Here is a 22,471-nt window from a genome sequence, read left to right as displayed (position 1 = left end):
GGCCAAACAGGTCTGGATCAGGCCCGTCCCCTCCTCTACCATACCCTCATGGACTGGACGAAACTTGAAAAATTATTGTCTTTTTTGCTCAGGCATTCCCCTGAAACGCTGAACCTGCACATGGACGCGTCAGGCTGGGTGGAAACCGACCTCCTTGTCAAAGCCGTCAGATCGAAGGAACCCAGATTTGACCTGAAAGCCCTGCAGAAAATCGTCAGGGACAGCCAGAAACAGCGCTTCTCCTTCTCCGAGGACGGCAGCAAGATCCGGGCCAACCAGGGCCACTCCATCAAAGTGGATCTGGAACTCCCTCCTGTAGAGCCTCCAGAGACCCTGTACCACGGCACCGTTGAGCGTTTTCTGGACAGCATCATGCAAGAGGGCCTCAAAAAAGGAGACCGCCAGCATGTGCACCTCTCACTGGACCTCGAAACCGCCCAGAAAGTGGGGCAGCGCAGAGGAAAACCCTTGATCCTCACCATCAATGCCCAGAAGATGCACCGGGATGGATACGTCTTTTACGTCTCAGACAACGGGGTCTGGCTCACCGAGCAGGTGCCCCCGCAGTATCTGGACCTTTATTTTTCCTGACTTTGGAGTGCGGCCCTCAGCCCCCGGATGGCTGTTTCTTTGGCTTTGGCCTCCACCTCAATCCAGGGAGCATCCCACAACGCTTCTGGAAAATCCAGAATCAGGTCGTGGTGCCTGCTGTCGTGCAGGCCCTCCCGGCCACTCGAAAGATGCACCACCTGCCAGGAAGGATCAGGCCAGGTCTCACGGGCGAGCTTCACCCACTGCTCGATGCTGGAATCGGACAGCGAAGGCAGTTTCTCTTTGACCACATGGTGGTGGGCATCAAAGACCATCGGAACCCCTGCAGCAATGCATGCCTCGAAAATCTCTCTGGCAGAATAGATTTTCTCGTCATTCTCCAGGGTGAGCCTGGATTTCACAGCATCAGAGAGGGTATGAATGGTCTCCACCAGTTTGAACCCTCTGCCCCCTTTTCCACCATGGATGTTCATGAAGGCCCAGCTTGACCTGGGAAGCCCCAGCAAATCCATCACAAGGCCGTGGTGTTCCAGATGCTGCACGCTGTTGTGAATGACCCGCTCGGATTCGGAACTGAGCACCACAAACTGGTCTGGATGCACCCCCACCCGGATGCCCAGACGCTCTGCCTTCTGCCCCACCTCTGCAAGCCGATCTTTCATGTCAAAGAGCAAGCTTTTCCCCAGACCGTCTTCCAGATCGCTCAGGGGAAAGAGGTTTGCCGTCACCCGGTACAGCTTCCAACCTTCTTTCGAAACAAAATCCAGCGCGTAAAGCAGCATGTTCAGGTTACTCTGGTACAGCTCAGAGAGCCTGCTCTTTTGCTCCTCTTCGGAAAACTGTTTGTAGCGGGCAAGGGTCATGGTCCGGTACCGCACCTCAGGACCGCAGGTGATACAGACCAGACCGAGTTCAGGCAGGGGCTTTTTCACAGTAGGGGTATTCTGCCCGGGAAAACCCATCACCACAGCAAGCAGAGACACTGAAACCCTGCTGCACTGTCACCTGGAGCACAAAAACCCCCTCCTTTGACTGGAGGGGGCCGTTCTATTGTGAAGGCAATCCTGCCCTGAAAAACAGACTTTAGACTTTACTTGGCGAACAGGTGCGCGATGGCAGCGGCTTCTTCCTGCAGTTCCTGCAGGGTGGCCTGCATGCGCTCGCGGGAGAAGTCATTCACGGGCAGACCCTGAACGATTTCATAGTCGCCATCTTTGCAGATGCAGGGGTAACCGTAGACCACGCCTTCAGGGATGCCGTAGCTTCCGTCACTGGGAACACCCATGGAGACATACTTGTCACCCGTGCCCAGAGCCCAGTCGCGCATGTGGTCGATGGCAGCACTGGCAGCACTGGCAGCACTGGACAGGCCACGGGCTTCGATGATGGCAGCACCACGCTTCTGCACGGTGGGGATGAAGTCGTTCACGAGGTACTCTTCATCAACCTGCTCGGCGAAAGACTTGCCGTTCACCTTGGCGTTGTAAGGATCGGGGTACTGGGTGGCACTGTGGTTGCCCCAGATGATCACGTCTTCCACATCCGTTGAGGGAACGCCCAGTTTGCCAGCAATCTGGGAGATGGCGCGGTTGTGGTCCAGACGCACCATGGCGTGGAACTGGCGGGGGGAGAGGTCAGGGGCACTCTTGGCAGCGATCAGGGCGTTGGTGTTGGCAGGGTTGCCGACCACGAGCACCTTGACATTGCGGGAAGCCACATCGTTGATGGCCTTGCCCTGCACGGTGAAAATGGCTCCGTTGGCTTCCAGCAGGTCCTTGCGCTCCATGCCTTTGCTGCGGGGACGGGCACCCACCAGCAGGGCGTAATCTGCGTCTTTGAAGGCAACGTTGGGGTCATCGGTCTGCACAATTCCAGCCAGCAGGGGGAAAGCGCAGTCTTCGAGTTCCATGGCCACACCCTTCAGGGCGTTCAGGCCCTGGGGAATTTCCAGAAGCTGGAGGATCACAGGCTGGTCTTTGCCCAGCATTTCACCCGAGGCGATGCGGAAAAGCAAGCTGTAGCCAATCTGTCCTGCGGCTCCGGTCACTGCAACTCTTACAGGGGTTTTCATTTTGAATCTCCTTTAACCGAGGTTAACCTTTCCAATGTTAAGGCTTTCGTCCCGGGCTTTCAAACCATAAATGTCCCAATCCGTCACCAGAGTGGAAACATCATCCAGACAATGGACCTTTCAAACATACACAAAAACGAAGAGGAGCCTTTCAGCTCCTCTTTCCCAAACCTTTGCAGGTTTATTTCTCTTTTTTGCCGGCCTGCAGCATGCGGCCACGATCGGCTTTGATCTTGGCGGCTTTACCACGCAGTTCACGCAGGTAGTACAGTTTGCTGCGACGCACTTTACCGCGCTCCAGCACCGTCACGCCCTGGATGATGGGGCTGTTGAAGGGGAACACACGCTCCACACCTTCACCAAAGGAAATCTTGCGCACAGTGAAGCTCTTTCCAGCGCCACTGTTGTTCACAGCAATGACAACGCCTTCGAAAGCCTGCACACGGGTGCGGTTGCCTTCGACCACTTTGGTGTCCACACGGACGGTGTCACCAGCGCGGAATTCGGGGATGTCGGTACGGATTTGCGCCTGGGTCACGCTGCGCAGAATGCTGCCACGGTTGATGGTCATGATCTTCTCCTTCGCAAAAGGCGGACCAATGCTCCAGAAAAAAGGCCCGAAAAGGGCGGAGTCATTGTTCACTTTTACTTCATGCCGTTTCGGCACGTAAAAAAAATGATATCACGGGTCTGGGTGGAGAGTCCAGAGGGGCTTTGATTTCTGCCGAGAGCCGAGCGACCCAGCGCGAAGCGGGCCGTCGGCATCTATCTGAGCAAATCCACCACCCTGGCCCCGATCAGTTGTGCCCTTTCCAGAGGTGTCTTTCCTTCACGGTCGCGGATGCGTCTGTCTGCTCCGTGTTGCAACAGGAAATCCACGGCTTCACGGTCGTCTTTGACCACGGCGACATGCAGGGGGGTGAGGGTGCCTTCGGGTTCATTGACCGGAGCGCCATGTTTCACAAGGCATTTCAGCACTTCAAAGTTGCCGCCCATGATGGCATGGAAGACCACGCTGAGGTTGTGGGCTCCTCTGGCCCGCACGCACTCCGGATGTTTGCGAACGGTACGCATCACTTCATCGAGGTTGCCCAGTGCCGCCCAGGCACAGATGTCCGGTCTGGCCCCCTGCTCGAGCAGGTAAGCCATGATGTCTTTGTTCCCCACATGGGCTGCGGCCCCAAGAGGTGTTTCGTTCCAGCTCGCCCGGGCTTCGATCAGTCCGGGGTTGTTCTGGAGCAGTTGTTTGACTTTGTTCAGGTCGTGGTGTGCAGCCATCACAAAGCTGTTCTGCTCTTCCTGCTTCATAGGGTCATTCTAGGGGGCATTTTTTCCAAAGGGTGTGACGGACTCCTGAGAATTCTCAGTGATGAAGGTCACCTGAAAAACCATTTCCTCTGCTAAAATTCGGGTTTTTCAGCTTCCAGCGGCAAACTCTTGGATTCAGTCCAAAATGTTCACTGAAGGATTTTGAAAGTTTCATGGGAATGCACGCAAAAGCCAGAGGACCCTGTTTCCAGGGTCCTCTGCGAAAGGGCTGTACTGGCCCTTTACTCTGCAATGAGGCGTTCGCCACGCTCAAAACGCTTGCGCTCGAACAGGTAGAACACTGCCGGCACCACAAACAGGGTGAGGACGGTTCCCGTGAGCACACCGCCAAGCACAATCACCCCGAGGGGTTTGCGCAGCTCTCCCCCTTCTCCCAGGCCCAGAATCAGGGGCAGGGAAATCACCAGCACGGTGATGGTGGTCATCAGAATGGGCCTGAGACGCAGTTTGGCAGCCTCCACCAGGGCCTCTCTCAGGTCCATGCTTCTGGCTTCACGCACCACGAAGTCCAGCAGCAGAATGGCATTCTTGGTCACCAGACCAATCAGCAGCACCGTTCCAAGCACGCTCACCACATCCAGGCCTGTGCCAAACCAGTAGCTGAACCAGAAGGCACCGACCAGAGCAAGAGGAATGGGCAGCAGGATGTAGAAGGGGTAACGGAAACTGTTGAACTGGCTTGCAATCACCAGGAAGTTCAGGATCAATGCCAGTCCGAAAGCGAAGGGGGCTGCACTGGCAAGGTCACCCACAAAGGCGCTGCCTCCATCCTCTTCAATGGTCACCTGATCGTCAATGACCTTCTGGTCCTTGAATTCTTTTTGCAGCTCACTCTGCACCTGGAACAGACCAGGAGCGCCAGGACGCAGGTTGGCATAGATGGTGGTGCCGTACTGCTGGTCCTGTCGGGTCAGACGGGCCGGAGCACGACCAGACTCAAAATTGCCCAGAGAAGAAATGGGAATGGCCTGCTGGAGCACAGGAGAATAGATCGGCAGGGAGAGCAGGGCAGACTGGTTGCCCACCACGCCCGGATCGGCACGCAGCACAACCTTGTACTCTTCCCCACTGCGGCGCACCACACCAGCTTCAGACCCAGAATTGAAGGTCTTGAGGGTGCTGGCAATGTCAAACGGGGTGATGCCCGTGCCCACCAGTTTTTCACGGTCTGGCACAAAAATTTGCTCAGGAGTGGTCTCCGAGAGGTCACTGCGCACGTCGGTGGTGTAGGCCTTCGAGCGCAGCACCTCCATCATCTTTTCGGTGCGGGCATCCAGCATCTCCGGGGTGGGCGCTTTCAGGAAATAGGCGATGTCACTCTCACCCTGAGGGCCACCCTGCGGAATCTGCAGTTTCACATCCACCTGCGGGTTTTTGGCGTACAGCTCAGCCACATCCTTGCGGTAATCCTCTGCCAGACCATACACGTCCTTGGAGCGTTCGTGTTTCTTGACCAGTTCCACGGTCAGAGAGGCGCGTTCAGGGCCGTTGGTCCCAACCTGCGTTTCCACCACTTTGACTTCAGGCTTCTGCAGGAAGTAGTTTTCCAGCTTCCTGATGTTTTCGTTGGTGCTGAACAGGTTGCTGCCTTTGGGCTGCTTGAAGTTCACGATGATGATGCTGTTGTCGCTCTTGGGGGTGAAGTTGAAGGGGATTTTCGGTCCCACGATTCCAATGGAAGCCAGGGTCAGCACACCCAGCACAATGATGATCCAGGGCCGACGCAATCCTCCGTCCAGCATGCGTGCATACACGTTCTGCAACCCGTTGAAACCCCGGTTGTTCAGTTCATGCAGGTTGCTGGAGGTGGCATTGAACATCTCAAAGAAGATGTTGAAAACATACACCAGCAGGGCATAAATGACTGGGAAGGCCAGAAGCCCCAGCAGGTATACAGGTCCCTGTTGATAGAGGAGCGCACCCAGGGCAATGAACAGCACCCATGCAAAAGGCTTTTTCCAGAAGGTGGTCAGGCCGTGCATGAAGTTTCTGGGACCCAGGGTGTGGGCCAACGCTTCCCTGAACGTCAGTTCTTTGGGGTCCGGGAAGTACGCCATGCGCACGGTCAGGAAGAACAAAGCTTCAGCCCAGGAAACTGCAACTGCAGCTGCCAGCACAATCCCGAACTGCTGGAAGAACTGCCCAACAATGCCAGGCAGAAAGCTGATTGGAATGAACACGGCCATCAGTGAAAGGGTGGAGGCCGAGACCGCACTGGTCACCTCACTGGCCCCTTTCAACACCGAGTCTTTGAGGTCAAACCCCATCCGGCGGTAACGCTCAACGTTTTCTGCAACCACAATGGAGTCGTCCACCACGATCCCCACCGCCACAATGATGGCCAGCAGGGAGATGATGTTGAAGGTGAACCCCAGCACCTGGAACATGATGATGGCTCCCAGAATGGAAATCGGGATCGCCAGCACCACAGAGAACACGGTGTTCAGTTTCCCCAGGAAGACCAGGCAGACAATGCTCACCACGATGATGGTCAGGAAGGCATCTTTCCAGGTGTCCTCCACTTGCAGTTTGATCGCCTCGGTGGTGTCAGACACGATGGTGGTTTTGTATCCGGCAGGAAGTTTCAATTCCTTGAGGGCTTCACGGATGCCCTCGGCCACAGCGACACTGTTGGCATCGCTGCCTTTCTGGACAGACAGGGTGATCACGGGCTCGCCATTCACCCGGCTGTAGGTTTCCAGTTCAGCACTGGTGTCCCGCACCACGGCCACATCCTGCACCCTCAGTCCACGGGAAGAATCAATGACAATGTTTGCCACATCATCTGGAGTTTTTGCGGTGTTGCGCAGGGTGTAGGTGATGCGCTCTCCCTGAACGTTGCTCGATCCAGCCGCAAGGTTCAGGCTGTTCGCAGAAATCGACTGGGAGATCTGGGAGGGGGTCAGGCGGTAATTGGCAAGTTTCGCCGGGTCCATCAGGACCTGCACCTGGCGTTTGGGGGCACCGTTGATGGTCACCCCGGTCACCCCATCCACCCGCTGGATTTTCAGTTTGAGGGTGTCTTCGGCGTAATCGGAGACATCCAGCAGATCTTTTCCTGGTGCACTGAGGGCCACCGAAAGGATCGGCTGTCCGGTGGGATCAAACTTTTCCACCACCGGGGCATTCGCATCAGAAGGGATGCTGTTGCGGGCACTGTTGACCCGCTGCGAGACTTCCACAGCAGCCTGATCCACGTCCTTGCCGTAATCAAACTGCACAATCACCTGTGAAACGTTCTCGCTGCTCACCGAACTCAGAGAGTCAATTCCGGGCAGCGTTGCCAGCGCATCCTCGATGGGCTTGGAGACCTGGTTGGCCACTTCTTCAGGGCCTGCTCCAGGGTAGGTGGTGATCACTGCGACCACGGGCACCTCGAATTTGGGGAGCACATCCACCCCGATTCCCCTGAAGCTGAGAATGCCCACCAGAATCAGTGCCCCGAAGATCGCCGTCGCAAACACAAAACGGTTCACGAAGAACTTGACGATCGGGCTTTCTCTCACTGCACCACCTCAACCCTGGTACCACTGGTCAGTTCCGCAGGAAGGGGATAAATGACTTTCTGGCCGTTTTCCAGACCCGAGAGGGCCACCTTGCCATCGGCTTCACCCAGGCGGCTCACATTCACCGCTGTGGCAGCACTGTCTTTGATCACAAAGACCTGGCTTTCCCCTTCGGTCACACGGATGGCACTGGAGGGCACCACCGTCCCTTTGGCAATACGCAGGTCGTAGGAGAGGGTGGCAGTGCTGCCCGCTGGAATTTCAGGAGCATTCACCCGGGCCACCAGTTCGATCAGGCGGTCCTGGCCGGGAACCTGACTCTGGCGCACCAGTTTCGCACTGTAATCTTTGCCAGAGAACTTCAGCATCAGAGGAGTACCGGCAGTGAACTGGCCAGCTTGCTCAGGGGGCAACCTGAACACCCCTTCCAGGGTGGAGGGGTCAGAAATCCGGAAAGCCCGTGCTCCGGTGGAGAGGAACTCTCCCACATTCACACTGACCTCGTTGATGACCCCATTGAAAGGTGCCTTCACCCGGGCATCCCCCAGGGCTTTGCGGGCATTTTGCAGCTGGTTCTGGGCCTGACTGACCTGCACTTCCAGCAGGGCAAGGTCCTCCTGACTGGAACGCTGGGTGCGGGTCAGGCTGTCCTGGGCGTTTTGCATCTGATTCTGTGCGTTGCTGACATTCAGGTTCAGGTTCTGCAGGTCAAGAGCAGCAATTCCTCCCACCTTCTGCAATTCCAGCCCTTCGTTGTAGCGCTTCCGTGCGATTTGCAGGCTCTGCTGGGCCGTCACCAGTTGCGATTGCAGCAGTTTGACGTTCTCCTGCTGCGCACGTCTGGCCTTCTCCAGGTTGATCTGGGCCGACCTGAGGGCCAGTTCGGCATTGCTGACCTGGGTGCTCAGCTGGTCGGTGTCCAGCTCAATGACCGTCTGTCCTGCAGACACGCGGGTGCCTTCTGGAGCCAGAATGGCCCTGACCTGACCACTTCCGGTGCTTCCCACAAAGCTTTCTTTCACAGGGTTCAGGGTGACACTGACTGTACGGGGGCTGTTGAGCACCCCATAAGACGCAGTCACCACCTGCACCTTGCGGGTGAGTTCCTGCTGGACCACCTGTTTGGGCGGGGTGGTCTCAGACTGCTCCTTGTCTTTGGGCGTGCAGGCGGCCAGCAGCAGGGCCGCACTGATCCCGAGGAGCCACAGTTTAGGCATCAGCGTCCTCCTGAACCTGCCAGGAAGGCGTAGTAGGCTTTCAGGTAATTGTCACGGGCCTGCACCAGGGACAGCTCGGCCTGCATGTCGGTCAGTTCGGCACGCATGAAGTCAAAGGGGCTGATCAGTCCTCCAGAGAGGCGTTTTTTCTGGCTCGCCAGTTGTTCTCTGGCGTTCTCTCGGGCTTTCACAGCCACCTGATAACCCTTCTGGGCAGACAGCAGGTTGTCGTACAGGCTCTGGGCCTGCACTTTCAAACTATTGCGGATGTCCGAGAGGTTCTGCTGGGCCTGGGTCAGGCTGCTTTTTGCACTGTCAATCTGGGTCTGGGCAGCATAACTGGGATCAAGCAAATCAAGTTGCATCTGGGTCAGTTCCACGGCCTGCAGAAGTTGCAGGGTGTTGGGGCTGCGCTCCACAATCTGTGCGATGGCGTCACTCTTGGGCAGCTCAGGCAGGCTGAGCTGCTCCCCGATTTTCTCAAACTTGCCGATCAGGTTGGCGAGGTTCTGTTTGGAGAGGCTCAGTCCGTTTTTGGCAGCTGCAACGTTCTTTTCAGCATCTGCCAGCTGTCTTTCGGCATCCCTGACATCCAGTGCCGTACCACTGCCATTCTTCTGGCGGATCTGGGCGATCTTCAGGGCCTGCTCCAGCACATCGGTGGATTTTTCGGCCAGGGTCACCTGCTCCTGGGCTTCCAGCACACCCGTGTAGGCACTGACAATCTGGGACTGCGCCTGACGCACCGCATCGTCATACTTCACCTGGGCGGTTTTCAATCTCTGGCGTGCCTGAATTTCGGTGGGACGGGTGAGCAGGGGATCAGAGAGGGTGCGGGTCAGGTTGGCCTGGGCATCTTCCACTTCCAGTTTGGCAAGCACCACACTGCCCACCTTATCAACCTGCTTGAGGGCTTCAGGAAGGGTGTACTGCTGGGCGAAGGCACCGCTGGCCAGGAACATCATCACAAACAGGGTCTTTGGCATTTTCTTCATGGGTTCACCTCGATGGGGGGAAGGGCGTAAAACTGGTAAGCGTCCAGCACACGGGACAGCACATCCATGCGGGCCTGCTGCTCGGCAAGCTGCGCCTGACTCAGGTCCAGAATGGCTTTCAGGGTCTGCAAGGGGCTGCTGAGGCCCAGTTCTTCACGTTTCTGGGCTTCAGACAGGGACAGGGTGGCATTGGTCACAGCCTGGGTTTTCAGGGCCAGGGCACGAATGGCCTGCTCATGGCGCAGTTTCAGTCCTGCTTCCTGAATTTCCCGTGATACTGCAGCGTTTTTGATGGTGGCTTCTGCAGCCGCCATCTGTGCATCTGCGGCACCCAGGGCTTCACCTATAGAGGGGGTCAGGGTGAACTTCAATCCCAGTTTGAGCTGTGAGTTGAGCACCTTGGCTCCATCAGGATTGGACTGGTAATTGTAGGTGAGGGCAGGCTGCAGGTTGGACGAATTCATGGAGAAGTTCAGGACACTGCTGTCGTCTGCCTGATAGGTGTAACTGGCATTCATTACAGGAAAAAACTGACGCTTGATTGCTTCCACCTGAATGCGGGTCTGTTCAAAGGCAAAAAGGGCATTTTGCTGCTCTGCAGTGAGGGTCGAAGCTGGAAAAGCAAGCGTCTCAGGAACCTGCACCTGTGCACTTCCCACCCAGGATTTCAGGTTCATTTCGGCCAGACGGGCATTTTCATCCGCTGTTCTGAGCTGCTCCTGTGCCTGCTGGTAGGCATTTTCCGAATCACGCAATTCTGCAGCACTGATGCCTCCTTTGCTGGACCTCAGCCTTGCCACTTCCAGGCTCTTGAGGGCCAGTTGTTCCGCATTCCTGGCCAGCGTGCGTCCCTGATTGGCCAGTTGCAACTGGTAAGCAGCAGTCATGACCTGCACTTCAGCACGGGCCAAGGCCACCCGGAACCCCAGTTGTGCCTGCTGCACCCCTATCTTTGCCCTGCTGATCTGGTCAGCAGTGTCCCCATAGGGAAAAAGCTGAAATGCCGCAGTGATGCTCGCATCCCAGCCACTCTTGTCTTTGGGCCAGGCAGCTGCACTTGCAGGGGGCAATGACGATGGCGGATCAAGATAATCGGTGCTCTGATACCCGCCCTGGCCCACCAGGGTCACCGGAGAACCCAGGGCGTTCAGTTGTGCCTGGGCTGCCCTCACCTGCAAACTTGCACTTTGCAGGCTGGGATGCTTCAAGAGTTCCTGAACCCAGCTCTGGGCCTGTCCCATCCCAAGCCCCAGGGTGAGCCCCAACAACAGCCATGTTCGAATCACAATTTCTCCTTCATGTTCTGCACATACCAGTGCTCCAGGGCGTCCATCACCTGAACCACCACCTGCAAGTCTGTTCTGGAGATGCCCGCAAACAGCTCATGGGCATGCTGGTTCCAATAATCCTCCAGGCTCTGGAGGACTTCCCCCCCCTTTGGGAGGAGGCGCACACGGATCACCCGCCGGTCAGTGGCATCTGGCGTGCGTTCCAGGAACTCCATCTTTTCCAGGCGGTCAATCAGGGCTGTGTTGGTTGCCGGAGTCAGCCCGATGCTGCGTGCAATGTCACTGACACTCACTGGAAGCTCGAGTTTGTTGTACGGCAGTGTTCCCCCAACGACCTGCAGCATGGCGTAGTGGATGTGGTGCAGGCCATGCTCTTCCAGCACCTTCCCCACATACATGTGCGAGAGATACATCAAACGCAGGTGTCCCTCTGCCAGCTGCAAAAACAGGGGGTCCCAGCTTTTGATTGCTTCGGAATCCGAAATATTCACAAATCGATTATTTCAGATCCAGAAACATCAATCGTGATTTGGCGCACAAGAAACTGAACTGCAGCTTAAGATCCACAGGTGCAGGTTAAAGTGCTGCAGTCAGAGAAAAAAGAGCACAATGTCACCTGTCAGGGATGACAAGTGTCATGCTCCAGATCAGGATTCAGCTGCCAGGACAACCCCAGCTGCCTTGCTGCAGCAAACTCAACGCCGAAGTTCTGCCAGAGCACTCGAAGCTGCAGTGTAGTCTGGATCAACAGTGATGGCCTGACGGTAAAATTCACGGGCACGCCCCAGATCTCCAAGGGATTGATGGCACTGGCCCATCCAGTAATAAAGCTCTGGATACGCTGGATGGTTCAATGGTTGTCCCAATCGCTCCAGAGCGCCAAGCCCCTGCTGCAGGTGTTGCAGGGCCTGCTGTGGTTTCTTCTGGGAAAACAAAACCATTCCAAGGTTCAAAAAAGGCCAGGGCTCAGAAGCATCCAGCGCTTCAGCAAAAGCAAATGCCTCAGCTGCCACCTCCAGACGACCAAACCGCCAGGCGGTGGCCCCCCAATCCATCGCATACTGGTAATTGTTCCCCAGATAACCTGCAGATTTCAAATTAGAAAGGGCCTCGGCAGCTTTGCCCAGTTCTGCCTGGGCCAGACCCCTCACCCAGAAAGCCTCGGCTGTCCACTGGGCAAGAGGCACCTTGTTCAGCTGGCTGAGGGCCTGTGTTGGATCTCCTTGCAGATACAGCACCCGGGCCATCAAGATTCTGGCTGTGGCTGGTTCACTGTTCAACACAGACTGCAACCTTGTCCGGGCGGTACCCAGATCTCCATTCTCAATCAGGTCCCGAATCCCATTCAGACCCTGGCTCTGTGCCATTCCCAGCAAAAGGATTCCCCAGAGCACCATTCCCGCAAATCGCATACTTGCACCATATCATGCACAGCTGAAAGGAACAGTAGAAAAAGATCTGCTGACCTGCCAGCAAACATTTGAAAACAAAAAGAAACTCCGGGGCGTCCCCCGGAGTTTCTTGAGAAGTCAGGTTTAGAACTTGACTTTGTAGCTGATCTTGAAGGCCTGGCCGTTGCTCACTGCGCCAGCTTCGTTCAGGGTGAAGTCACCGTAAGCGAAGTTCAGATCCCAGTAGTTCCACTCGGCGTAGATGCCACCCAGGGTGATGTCGCCCACAGCGGCATCTTCGAAGTAGCCAGCAGTGGTACCACTGAAGGGAATGTACTTGCGGTTCTTGCCCTGCCAGCCAGCCCAGGTCACAGCCAGGGTGCTCTTGTCGAACAGGAAGGCATCAGACTTCACGCCCAGGCTGTAGTTCAGCACACTGGAGGTGAAGTTGGACTTGTCGGTGTGCTGGTTCTGGTAGTAACCAATGTTGGCATTGAAGGAAGGAGCCAGGAAGGTGGCAAGGGTTGCCGTCTTGGCAGACAGTCCCACAGAGAACATGGTGGTGTCATCGGTACCAGCATCCGCATCCTGAACGCTCTTGTAGTGAGCTTCGGGCTTGAGGGTCAGAATGCCAGCGGTCAGGCTGGTGTCCACATCAGCGTAAATGGTGGTGCGGTCGAAGTCAGAAGCGACCCAGCTGCTGGGAGCGGTGATGTAAGGGGTACCGCTGTCAATCATGAAGCCAGCTTTGACATTCAGGCCAGCAACAGCACCGCTGAGATCCACACCAGCTTTGGTGGTCTGGTCGCCTTCAGCCCAGGCACCTTTGGCAGAGAAGGGGGTGGCATTGTCGGGGTGCAGTTTGGGCACTCCAGCAACAGTCACGCCATCCACCATCACGTTCTGGTAGTAACCCTTGATGTCAAAGCCAGCAAGGTTCACGCCAGCAGTCACACCAAAGCGGGTGGCGTTGTTGACAGCAGTGTCGCTGACGCCTTTCTCAGACACGGTATCGGGAATGCCGTTACCGTTGGTGTCGACCAGAGGGCCGTTGCCATCGGGGTCAACAGTGAACTTGCTGCCCTGCAGACCATCGAAGTAAGCACCCAGTTTGATGATGCTGACCTGTCCATCAACACTGGCACCATATTGGGTCAGGTTGACAGTGGCATCGGTGAACAGGGCTTCTTGTGCGAAGTAACCCTTGACGCCGAAGCCGCCCAGTGCCACGGAAGCATCAACAGCAAACCCTCTGCTGTTGTCAGCAAAAGTCTGGCTGTGCTTGTCATTGGCATCGAACTGCAGACCGTTAAAGTCATCAGAAACAGCATGGTAGTTGGCATTGAGGGTCACAGGACCAACAGCACCGCCCACTTTCACGAAGAACAGAGAATCTTCATCGGTGAAAGCAGGATCATCCAGCACAGTATCCGTGTATTTCTCCTGAGCGTATTCACTGCTGATGGTCCAGCCAGCAATTTTTGCATTCAGGTCAGCGCCAAACACAGTATGCTCAAAGGAAACGTCAGGGCTTTGAACGTCACTGCCGATCTGGGCAGCAGAAACTCCCAGAGTCACATCGGTGACAGGGCTGATGGTTGCACGCACACCGCGCACGTAGGCATCATTCTCGACAACGGGCACAGAGTAACCGTTCTCTTCAACGCCAGGGGTGGCAGGATTGTCACCAGCTTTTTCGTCAGACAGAAGAGCACTCTTGTGACCATAGGCAACAACCAGTTTGGGAGAGAAAGCGCCCAGACCGGGGAGGGAACTGCCATCCACCTGGGCCAGGTAGCCATCGCCAAAGCCAGCGTCATCAGCATCAAAGACGTTTTCGGTGAACTTGGTCTTCAGGTTCTCACCGATGGTGAACTTGATGGGGTTGCCCGCAATGTCGAACTGGGTGGTGATGCCTTTGATGTAGAAGCGCAGGGGAATGCGGCCTTTATCATCATCACCGGCATCTGGATCAGCTTCAATGTCTCCAGCGTCGAGATCGTCAATGCCAAACTCGGCAATCACTTTGTGCACATTGAAAGCCTGGGTGTCACTGGCTTGAGCTCCAGCATAAGCACTCTTGCCTTCAAGACCTCGGTTGGCGAAGTCCAGGGACAGGCTGAGGCTGGTTTTGGTGTCTCCAGTGACATCTCCATCAAAGACGGGGCTGGTGAAACCATTGCCAGTCACTTTGCCACGGTTGCTTCCACCTTCAAAGTCGGTCCAGTCATAGGCACGGTCTTTGGTGGTGTCGTCGCCATCACCGTCAACACCAGTGCTGAACTTGGTGCCAGGGATCAGGCGGTCAATGTCAAAGTCACTGCCGGTCACGCGGCTGACGTAGTAGGTGCTGGAGAGGGTACCGCTCACAGAGAAGCCGAAGGTGCCGTTCAGGGTGTTGAACTTGCCTTGCAGGTCGCTCAGGTTGGTCTCAACGACGGTGACGCGGTTGGTCAGGTCGGTGAGGTCGCGGTTCAGGTTGGTGAAGCGGGCATCCACGTCAGCGGCGTCTGCTTTGTCAGATTCCAGAGCGGAGATGCGGTCTTCCAGACCCACGATGTCTTCGTTCAGCAGAACGGTCAGGTCCTGCAGAGCGACGATGCTGGCAGCGTTGGACTCGACTTGCTCGCCCAGGCCGTCAACGGTGGTGCTGACGTCGCCCACGGTGCCTTCGAGGTCGTCAACGCGAACGTTCACGTCATCAATGGCGCCAGCAAGCTCTTCGATGCGGCTGTTGATTTCGTCCAGCACAGCAGCGGTTTCTTCGTTGGCAGCGGAGAGTTCGTCAACGCGGGCGTTGAGGTCGTCCAGGCCAGCGGTCAGCTCGTCAACGGTGGCGGTCAGGTCTTCGAGGCCTGCAGTCAGCTCGTCCTGACCAGCGGTCAGGTCGTCGATCTGGCCAGCGAGGTCATCCAGAGCACCGCTCAGGTCTTCACCGGTGGCAGGCTCAGCGTTTTCCAGGGCTTCCACGCGGGAGGCCAGGTCTTCCTGGGCGCCAGCGAGTTCGTCCAGCTGGGCAACGAGGTCGTCCAGGGTGGCGGTCAGATCAGCGATCTGGGCGTCCTGGGCTTCCTGCAGGGCATCAATGGCGTCCTGGAGTTCCTGAAGGCCTTCAGTGCTTCCGCCGTCAACAATGACATCCTTGTCGCCTTCCAGAGCAGCAACGCGCTCTTCGAGGGCAGCAACGTCATCCTTGGTGGCGGCGTTGTCTTCAACGTCGGCAACGCGCACGCCGAGGGCAGCCAGTTCGCTGCTCAGTTCTTGAATGGCGTTTTTGATGGACTCGAGGGTCTCGGTATCCGTGCCACCGGTAACGGCACCCTGCTGGAGGCAGCGGGCCAGGATCAGGGCAGCCTGATAACGGGTGAGGCTTTCATTTCCACGGAAAGTACCATCGGGGAAACCGATGATGCAGCCTTGTGCGGCCATTTTGTCAACGGCGTCTTTGGCCCAGTGGCCGGCGGGTACGTCGCTGAAGTTGGCCTGTGCGAATGCACCACCGAAAGAAAGTGCGGCGGTGACGGCCAGAACTGCTTTTAGTTTCATACTTACCCCCTAATAAAGTTCGCATCCGTACTTCAGCGTCGGGTTGCACAGGTGGGGCGAGTTGCCGAGTTTCCTCTCCCGGAGTCGTTGAACGCGTCGGTACTTCTGCAGGCCTGTTGCATGGAGGAACGAATTCTGAGTTTTCCTCGAGAAAAGTAAAGCTCCAATACAAAAGACCATGCTAATCATACACATCATCAGTGCGATAGGTCAACCGGAAGATGAGAGTACGCCATTAGCATTAAGGATCAATTTACCCGTGTTGACAGCAAAAACCTGTGACAAGCCTGACAATCGTTCTCATGAACGCAGAAAATCCTCAGCTTCTACTCATCTGAGGAAGCCCTTAAGGCCTGCTCAAACCATGCTGGCAGCGTTCCACCGAAGTACACTTTGCCCCATTCACTGGCCCACTCCACATAAGTATCCGTCTCGATGGCAACGCGAGCTTTGTCCACCAGACGATGCAAATAACGCAAATTGTGTAAAGAGAGCATGCGCGGACCCAGCATTTCCTCGGCCCTCATCAGGTGTGCAAGATAAGCCCGGGTGTAATTCTTGCAGCAATAGCAGTCACAGGTCTCATCTACTGGGCGCATGTCCGTTCTCATGCTGGCCTTATTCAGGTTGATGCGTCCCTGATCTGTCAGGGCATACCCAAAACGCCCTGTCCGGGTGGGATAAACACAGTCAAACATGTCCACCCCCAGGCCAATGGCAGCCACCAGATCTTCTGGATGTCCCACACCCATCAGGTACCTTGGCTTGTTGTCAGGGAGGTGACGCGCGGTAAAATCCACCATCGGGTACATCTCTTCCTTGGACTCTCCAACGGCCAGCCCTCCAATGGCAAAACCAGGGGTGTTGAAAGGCAGGGTGGCTTCCAGACTCTGCAAACGCAGGTGCTCATACACCCCACCCTGCACAATGGCAAAGAGGGCCTGGTCTTCACGGGTCTTGACCTGCAGGCAACGGTCCAGCCAGCGGATGGTTCGCTCCAGGCTGTTTTTCACGTATTCCTGACTCGCAGGATGGGGCGGGCACTCATCGAAAGCCATGATCACATCTGCCCCCAGCGCCTCCTGCACCTGAATGGAACGCTCAGGAGTCAGGTACACCAGACTGCCATCCAGGTGATTGCGGAAGGTGACTCCCTCCTCCTTGATGGTGCGCATGTGACCCAGACTCATCACCTGAAACCCTCCCGAATCGGTCAGAAAAGGACCCGGATAGGCTGTGAATCCGGGAAGTCCTCCATGCTGGCGGACCAGTTCCTCCCCTGGACGCAACATCAGGTGGTAGGTGTTCCCCAGAATCATCTGGGAACCAACGTCCAGCAGTTCCTGAGGACTGATTCCTTTCACAGTTCCCTGGGTTCCCACAGGCATGAACATCGGGGTGGTGACACTTCCACGTGGGGTGTGGAAGGTCGCTTTGCGAGCACGGCCAGAAGTGGCCTGGATATCAAACTCAAACACCCCACCACTTTACCGCAGACGCCCAGAAACATCGTGCAGACATTGTGTGACGGTGCCATCTGCCCTGCCTGAAAAGTGATCGTTCTGCTGCAAGTCGTGTAATCTAGTAAACAGTCATGCGGGCACGCTCTACCCTCTTCACCATTCTCGGAGAGTACGTCAATCCATTGCGCGAAGCCATCTGGGTGGGAAGCATCCTGGAATGGATGGAGGTTCTGGGCTTCAATGAACCCGCTGTCCGTGCCGCCATCTCCAGGGCCCAGCGCAACGGCTGGCTGCAAGCAGAGAAACTGGGACGCAAAAGCTATTACCGGATCACCGAAGACGTGCAGTGGCGCATCGATGGCCTTCTGGAACGCCTGTATCCACAGGAACCCAACCACTGGGATGGCCTGTGGCGGGTCCTGATCTACACCATCCCTGAAAGCAAACGGGAAAAACGGGACCGCTTCAGAAAAGAACTCAGCCTGATGGGCTTCGGCATGCTGACAGGGGGCGTGTGGATCTGCCCCAATCCCAAAGCCAGAGATGCCCTTGATCTGGCAAAAGCCCACACGCTGGAGCAGGAAGTGGAAATCTTTGAGGCCACCCGCCTGCACCAGAACCACCAGGAACTCATTGCCAGCGCCTGGGATCTGGCTTACATCAACACCTATTATCAGGCCTTTCTGCAGGAATTTGAGCAGGCCCCCTGCCCTTCAGAACCCAGAGCAGCTTTTTACGAGTTTGTTCGCATGCTGCATGCCTACCGCAAATTCCTGTTCTTCGACCCCAGCTTCCCTGTGGAATTGCGTCCCAGCCCAGACTGGGGATCGGTGGCCCACCAGCTCTTTCTGGAAAGGCGCGCTGTTTTAAAAGAACGGGCTGCCCCTTTTGTTTCAGCCACCCTCAAACTGCCTGAGCACCCCTGAAAACAGTCACACCTGACCCATTGATGCCTGAAGCTGCAACCTTCCATAAAGGCTGCCCAGATCCTCAGGCTGGCAGTCACGCACCTGAACCTCAGCCTGAAGAAGCAGGGGCAGGAGTTGTTGGGCCTGGTCCATGTTCAGGTCCAGGGTCACACCACAACCGCCTGCATGGATCTGACAGTCCACACCCAGCACCCTCAGGGCGGCAGCTGTCCCGGCCACATCTTCGACATCAAGGACCACCCGCCTTTGTGGGGTCAGCTGGGCAAATTCCCCCTCCATGACCACCCTGCCACGGTCCAGAAGCACCAGATATTCTCCGTAATCTTCTGCTTCCTCCAGAAAAGGTGTGGTGACCAGCACCGAGTGTCCCTCCCACACCAGACGCCGCAACACCAGCCAGATGTCTTCACGCTCAGCAGGCTGTAAACCCCTCATGGGTTCATCCATCAGCAACAACGGGCTGTGTGGCACCATCTGGGCAGCTATCCACAGTTTCACCCGCGAAACCCTGTTCAGCTTCCAGAAGGGAACATGGGCCATGGCAAGCAGGCCCACCCTCCCCAGTGCAGTCTTCACCCACGCTTGTGGATCAAGCAGTTTTTGGTAGTGGTTCAAATGATGGAGGTATTCCATGCAGGTGACCCAGGGAAAAATCCAGGGTGGATTCAGTCCCATTCGCAAAACCTGCTTCATGTCGCGCCTTTCAAGCACAGGGTCAAGAAACAGGCACTGTCCCTGATCGATTTTTTCATGTCCAAGCAGCGCCCGCAGAATGGAGGTCTTTCCAGAACGAGGGGCACCAGAGATCACACTTAACAAACCTCTGGGCACCCTGAAACCCACCTCATGCAGCACCACGGTCCTGCAGTGCCATCGGGAAATTCCCTCAACAAGAATCAAATCTTTCATCCATTCCACCTGACTGTGAAACGCCAGAAGAAATCCGATTGACCAACAAGCCATGAGCCCCTTCTGACATGCTTTTTCAGTAAACAGAATTCCAGGTTGTCACAGGGTTGCGCATCCCATTAACCTTCTGATAACCCTGCATGGTCTTTACTGGGAACACATATCATTCCAAAGATTTGCTCCTTTGGGAAAGCAAATCTGCAGAAGCAACAGGGAGGGCCTGTCTCCCTGTCCGCTCCTGATGACAGGAGGCCGAACATGAAAAAAAGAGGTGTATTGAGTATTCTGGTGCTGCTGTGTGCCCTTTCTGCCCCTGCACTGGCAGGAGACACCACCTTCCTGCCTCCACCTGATTTTTCCAAGAACGTGGTTGCACCCGTTCACCGTTGAGATCAACCTATACCCTGACTGGCCGCCCCTCTGAGGGGCGGTTTTTTCTGAAGCCCTCTGGGAAATCCGTTCAGGTCACACCACACCCCAGTCTTCTCGCAACCTCTTCACCTTGGCCAGCACAAAAGCATAATGCTGGCTCTGTCTGGAAATGATGCCTGCCAGATGCTCCCAGACCTCCAGATCATCCTCAAACTTCTCAGCCACCCTGAGGACCCACTCTGAATCCCGGGTGTTCTCAATCAGCGATTTCAATTGCCGTTCCAGTTCCTGCCTCAGGCTCTCGATTCCCGGAGCACGGGACTGTTCCAGCAGGCGACCTCCATAAAGCTCCAGCACCTGATCGACCCTTCCCTGCCGGATGCTTTCGAACAACTCCTGAAAATCTGCCCGGTAATTCAACTGCAGTTTATAAGGTTGAGATTGAATGGGCACGGTTCGCCTGAGCCTGGAAATCAGGGCTTTCAAGTTGCCATAACTGCCCTCATCCCCATAGAGTTCCAGCAGCAACTGCTCACCAGACAGGCCTTGAGGATGCAGGGCCAGCAGCACAATGATCTCGACCTGCTTTGGAGAGAGGTCCAGCACCTCTCCACGCAACCTGATCTCTGTTCTGCCCAGGGTGCGGATGAGGAGTTGATCTTGCGGTTTTGCTTCTTCCATGCCTGCATCTTTCAGCAGGTTCAGTGAGCCCACATACTCCAGACGTTCATGCAGGGTCAACTGGCGCAAGTAGGCTGTTTCCAGCGGGTCGGCTTCAAGATCTTCAGGCAGTCCCATCCTCTCCAGAAGGATCTTCTTGATGAGGGGAGCAGCAACCCACACCCGCTCTGTGTATTTGAAAGGATTGGGACTTTCAACCAGATGAATGTGCTGCAGCGCCTCTTCTGGATTCAGGCGCACCAGCGAAAGGGCCAGAGCCAGATGGGCATAACGCTTTTTCCAGGCAGGTGCATCAGCATTGAGTGCCAGCGCTTCACGTGCGTATTTCTCTGCCTCTCTGTCGCGTCCCAGAGCCACCAGCAGACGCACCAGATAATAGGCGAAACGCCCTTTGTCATGCCTGTTGTGGTTGCGCCACAATTCCAGCCAGTACTCCAGAGCACGCTCAGGGTGGCCTGCAATCAGGCAGTATTCTGTCCAGGTGCAATTCAGGTGGAAGGTCATGATCTCACTGGTTGCCCTGGACAGCCTCAAAGCCTCCTGGAGAGCCGCTTCGAGACCCTCAAACTGACCACTCAGAATGCGGGTGTAATACCAGACATTCACGGTGAACAGCCTGTCCACAGCATTCATGAAAGGCAGGCTGTTCAGGAACTGCATGGACCAGTTTGCCCAGTGCATGGCCTCCTGCAATTGGTTGTTCAGAAGGAGCCCATAAGGCAGTTGCACCGCCACCCGAATCACCATCAGCAGGTCATTGCTCTGCTCTGCCAGACGCAGGGCCTCAAAAAGCAGGTCCACATATTTCTGAATGTCACCGAGCCCCTGCACCTGCCAGCGGTACGCTTTGGCCTGTGCCAGAACCGTAAGAGCAGAACGTTTCTGTTCTACAGCACGCTGAACTTCAGCATTGAACCGGTCTTCTGCTCCAAAAAACCACAGGTTGGCTGCCAGAGCCCGCAAATCTGGAGCAGCATGCTGCTCCAGATGGTCCAGCACTTCCGTTCTGAGACGTTCCTGCTGGTTCATCAGGTAGGCTGCTTCCAGCCTCCAGCGCAGGACCACCTCCTGCGAAAGAAACCCCTCTGGGAGCCTCTGCAGGGTCTTGAACAGCTGCTCATGCTCTCCCTGCAGAATCAGCCGGGAAGCTGCCCGCTCCAGAAACCCTGGAACCTGCTCAGGCAAACTGTCCACTGCAAGCTCAAGAGCTTCAAGGTACTTCTCCTTCTTCAGCAACATGGGCAAGAGAAAAGCAGGTTTGATCTCAATCTCATACCCTCTGGGCAACCTGCGCCCCACCGCACAGGGCTGTTGAGGAATCGACCAGCCTTTCTGCAAGTGCGCTTCCACCCAGAAGGTCTCAAAGACCCCCAGGCTCTTCTGCTGCAGGCTGTCCACCACTTGCTGGGACAACTGGAAAACCAGACCCGAAAGATCAAGCATTTCTGCAGGAGTCAACAACAGCTCCTCTCTGGGCACCACATCAGCACCAGAGAGGTCCATCTCTCCCAGAATGACCACCTGGTGTCCAAGCTCAACCAGTTGCTGAAACAACTCCATCAGGCCAGGCACCACCTCTACTCCGGAGTAGACAAAACAATAGCGATCAAAAATGGCATCGTATCGCTGCAATATGGTTGCGATGTAAAGGGGGGTCACCCCATAATCAATGATGTTCTGTCCAACCGTGCGGTTGAAAGCCTCCACCAGCTTGTTGGTCTGTGCCACCAGATCCCCGGTCTCTCGATCTGTGAGCTCAAACCAGACCAGAGGAGGAAGCTTGCTGCGCAATGCGTCAATCAGGTAAGGCGCACCATACTCCAGGGGTGCCCTGAAGTGCAGAACCTTCCTTTGATGCAGCATGCGGCCCTGCAAGCGTTTGAACCACCTGGAATCGCTGAGAGACATCCTGATCCTATAGTAATGAATTTGACGGTCCTGTGCTGCACCAGATGACTGGTCTTCTGGCTGAAGGTCGCCACAGCGCAGGCACAATCAACAAAAAAAGAGAGCCTTTCGGCTCTCTTTTGATTCTGGAGCGGGTAACGAGACTCGAACTCGTGACCTCAACCTTGGCAAGGTCGCGCTCTACCAACTGAGCTACACCCGCGCACCACAGCGTCAAACACAATAACAGAACTTTTTTCTCAGGTCAAGGCCCGAAAATTCCTTCTGGCACTGCACTTAAACACCTGCCCTTTTTGGGCACAAAAACAAAAAA

General features: G+C 56.0%; 17 protein-coding genes and 1 tRNA gene. 3 read left to right on the top strand and 15 right to left on the bottom strand.

The window, feature by feature from the left end:
• Window positions 1–591 (top strand): RNA 2'-phosphotransferase (locus DC3_RS27565; protein WP_246130834.1); only part of this gene is annotated, 591 nt, incomplete at its 5' end.
• Here the strand turns inward: DC3_RS27565 and uvsE are convergent.
• The 12 genes from uvsE to tgt all read right to left on the bottom strand — a co-directional run bounded on the left by uvsE (window position 579) and on the right by tgt (window position 17,374).
• On the bottom strand, window positions 579–1,535 hold the full coding sequence (gene uvsE, locus DC3_RS27560) for a UV DNA damage repair endonuclease UvsE (RefSeq protein ID WP_246130833.1): 957 nt from the start codon (window positions 1,533–1,535) through the stop codon (window positions 579–581). The genes DC3_RS27565 and uvsE overlap by 13 nt on opposite strands.
• A gap of 107 nt (window positions 1,536–1,642) precedes the next feature.
• Complete coding sequence (locus DC3_RS27555) at window positions 1,643–2,623, bottom strand: malate dehydrogenase (RefSeq protein WP_146891583.1); 981 nt, start codon at window positions 2,621–2,623, stop codon at window positions 1,643–1,645.
• Window positions 2,624–2,804: 181 nt separating this feature from the next.
• A complete protein-coding gene (rplS, locus tag DC3_RS27550; RefSeq protein WP_146891581.1) occupies window positions 2,805–3,194 on the bottom strand; it encodes a 50S ribosomal protein L19 in 390 nt (129 codons plus the stop codon).
• A gap of 194 nt (window positions 3,195–3,388) precedes the next feature.
• Window positions 3,389–3,931 (bottom strand): ankyrin repeat domain-containing protein, encoded by a 543-nt coding sequence (locus DC3_RS27545; protein WP_146891579.1) that lies wholly within the window; start codon window positions 3,929–3,931, stop codon window positions 3,389–3,391.
• Window positions 3,932–4,173: 242 nt separating this feature from the next.
• The gene (locus DC3_RS27540; RefSeq protein ID WP_146891576.1) at window positions 4,174–7,458 is read right to left on the bottom strand and encodes an efflux RND transporter permease subunit; all 3,285 of its coding nucleotides are present in this window, start codon (window positions 7,456–7,458) and stop codon (window positions 4,174–4,176) included.
• Entirely contained in the window at window positions 7,455–8,675 is a 1,221-nt protein-coding gene (locus DC3_RS27535) for an efflux RND transporter periplasmic adaptor subunit (protein WP_146891573.1), read from the bottom strand. Before DC3_RS27535 ends, DC3_RS27540 begins: the two co-directional genes overlap by 4 nt.
• Window positions 8,675–9,670 carry a TolC family protein gene (locus DC3_RS27530; RefSeq protein WP_146891570.1) on the bottom strand — a complete coding sequence of 332 codons (996 nt, stop codon included), beginning with the start codon at window positions 9,668–9,670 and terminating at the stop codon, window positions 8,675–8,677. Before DC3_RS27530 ends, DC3_RS27535 begins: the two co-directional genes overlap by 1 nt.
• Complete coding sequence (locus tag DC3_RS27525; RefSeq protein WP_146891566.1) at window positions 9,667–10,956, bottom strand: TolC family protein; 1,290 nt, start codon at window positions 10,954–10,956, stop codon at window positions 9,667–9,669. Before DC3_RS27525 ends, DC3_RS27530 begins: the two co-directional genes overlap by 4 nt.
• Window positions 10,953–11,450, bottom strand: coding sequence for a MarR family winged helix-turn-helix transcriptional regulator (locus DC3_RS27520; protein ID WP_146891563.1), 498 nt, complete (start codon window positions 11,448–11,450; stop codon window positions 10,953–10,955). The genes DC3_RS27525 and DC3_RS27520 overlap by 4 nt, the downstream gene beginning before the upstream one ends.
• Window positions 11,451–11,654: 204 nt before the next feature.
• Entirely contained in the window at window positions 11,655–12,371 is a 717-nt protein-coding gene (locus DC3_RS27515) for a tetratricopeptide repeat protein (protein ID WP_146891560.1), read from the bottom strand.
• 123 nt (window positions 12,372–12,494) lie between these two features.
• A complete protein-coding gene (locus tag DC3_RS27510; RefSeq protein ID WP_146891557.1) occupies window positions 12,495–15,896 on the bottom strand; it encodes an S-layer homology domain-containing protein in 3,402 nt (1,133 codons plus the stop codon).
• 326 nt (window positions 15,897–16,222) lie between these two features.
• Window positions 16,223–17,374 carry a tRNA guanosine(34) transglycosylase Tgt gene (gene tgt / locus DC3_RS27505; RefSeq protein WP_146891554.1) on the bottom strand — a complete coding sequence of 384 codons (1,152 nt, stop codon included), beginning with the start codon at window positions 17,372–17,374 and terminating at the stop codon, window positions 16,223–16,225.
• 116 nt (window positions 17,375–17,490) lie between these two features.
• On the opposite strand from tgt, the gene DC3_RS27500 reads away from it, so the two are divergent.
• A complete protein-coding gene (locus DC3_RS27500; protein ID WP_146891551.1) occupies window positions 17,491–18,285 on the top strand; it encodes a PaaX family transcriptional regulator in 795 nt (264 codons plus the stop codon).
• 6 nt (window positions 18,286–18,291) lie between these two features.
• Here DC3_RS27500 and DC3_RS27495 read toward each other — a convergent pair whose 3' ends face one another.
• On the bottom strand, window positions 18,292–19,197 hold the full coding sequence (locus DC3_RS27495; protein ID WP_186816308.1) for an ATP-binding cassette domain-containing protein: 906 nt from the start codon (window positions 19,195–19,197) through the stop codon (window positions 18,292–18,294).
• Between the two features lie 258 nt (window positions 19,198–19,455).
• On the opposite strand from DC3_RS27495, the gene DC3_RS30070 reads away from it, so the two are divergent.
• Entirely contained in the window at window positions 19,456–19,587 is a 132-nt protein-coding gene (locus DC3_RS30070; RefSeq protein ID WP_281292605.1) for a hypothetical protein, read from the top strand.
• A 75-nt stretch (window positions 19,588–19,662) separates the two neighbouring features.
• Here the strand turns inward: DC3_RS30070 and DC3_RS27490 are convergent, their stop codons facing one another.
• Both DC3_RS27490 and DC3_RS27485 read right to left on the bottom strand, forming a co-directional pair.
• On the bottom strand, window positions 19,663–22,158 hold the full coding sequence (locus DC3_RS27490) for a helix-turn-helix domain-containing protein (RefSeq protein WP_186816307.1): 2,496 nt from the start codon (window positions 22,156–22,158) through the stop codon (window positions 19,663–19,665).
• A gap of 126 nt (window positions 22,159–22,284) precedes the next feature.
• Window positions 22,285–22,360: transfer RNA gene (locus tag DC3_RS27485), tRNA-Gly, on the bottom strand.
• Window positions 22,361–22,471: the final 111 nt, after the last annotated feature.

This window comes from Deinococcus cellulosilyticus NBRC 106333 = KACC 11606 (genome assembly GCF_007990775.1).
Lineage (GTDB): Bacteria > Deinococcota > Deinococci > Deinococcales > Deinococcaceae > Deinococcus_C > Deinococcus_C cellulosilyticus.
This window is presented reverse-complemented; position numbering and strand designations above follow the sequence as displayed.

Excerpts from the sequence above, each read along its gene's own strand:
- rplS (WP_146891581.1), bottom strand. The coding sequence starts at position 3,194 with ATGACCATCAACCGTGGCAGCATTCTGCGCAGCGTGACCCAGGCGCAA.
- DC3_RS27500 (WP_146891551.1), top strand. The coding sequence starts at position 17,491 with ATGCGGGCACGCTCTACCCTCTTCACCATTCTCGGAGAGTACGTCAAT.
- DC3_RS27495 (WP_186816308.1), bottom strand. The coding sequence starts at position 19,197 with ATGAAAGATTTGATTCTTGTTGAGGGAATTTCCCGATGGCACTGCAGG.
- DC3_RS30070 (WP_281292605.1), top strand. The coding sequence starts at position 19,456 with ATGAAAAAAAGAGGTGTATTGAGTATTCTGGTGCTGCTGTGTGCCCTT.
- DC3_RS27530 (WP_146891570.1), bottom strand. The coding sequence starts at position 9,670 with ATGAAGAAAATGCCAAAGACCCTGTTTGTGATGATGTTCCTGGCCAGC.
- DC3_RS27510 (WP_146891557.1), bottom strand. The coding sequence starts at position 15,896 with ATGAAACTAAAAGCAGTTCTGGCCGTCACCGCCGCACTTTCTTTCGGT.
- DC3_RS27555 (WP_146891583.1), bottom strand. The coding sequence starts at position 2,623 with ATGAAAACCCCTGTAAGAGTTGCAGTGACCGGAGCCGCAGGACAGATT.
- DC3_RS27545 (WP_146891579.1), bottom strand. The coding sequence starts at position 3,931 with ATGAAGCAGGAAGAGCAGAACAGCTTTGTGATGGCTGCACACCACGAC.
- DC3_RS27490 (WP_186816307.1), bottom strand. The coding sequence starts at position 22,158 with ATGTCTCTCAGCGATTCCAGGTGGTTCAAACGCTTGCAGGGCCGCATG.
- DC3_RS27535 (WP_146891573.1), bottom strand. The coding sequence starts at position 8,675 with ATGCCTAAACTGTGGCTCCTCGGGATCAGTGCGGCCCTGCTGCTGGCC.
- DC3_RS27515 (WP_146891560.1), bottom strand. The coding sequence starts at position 12,371 with ATGCGATTTGCGGGAATGGTGCTCTGGGGAATCCTTTTGCTGGGAATG.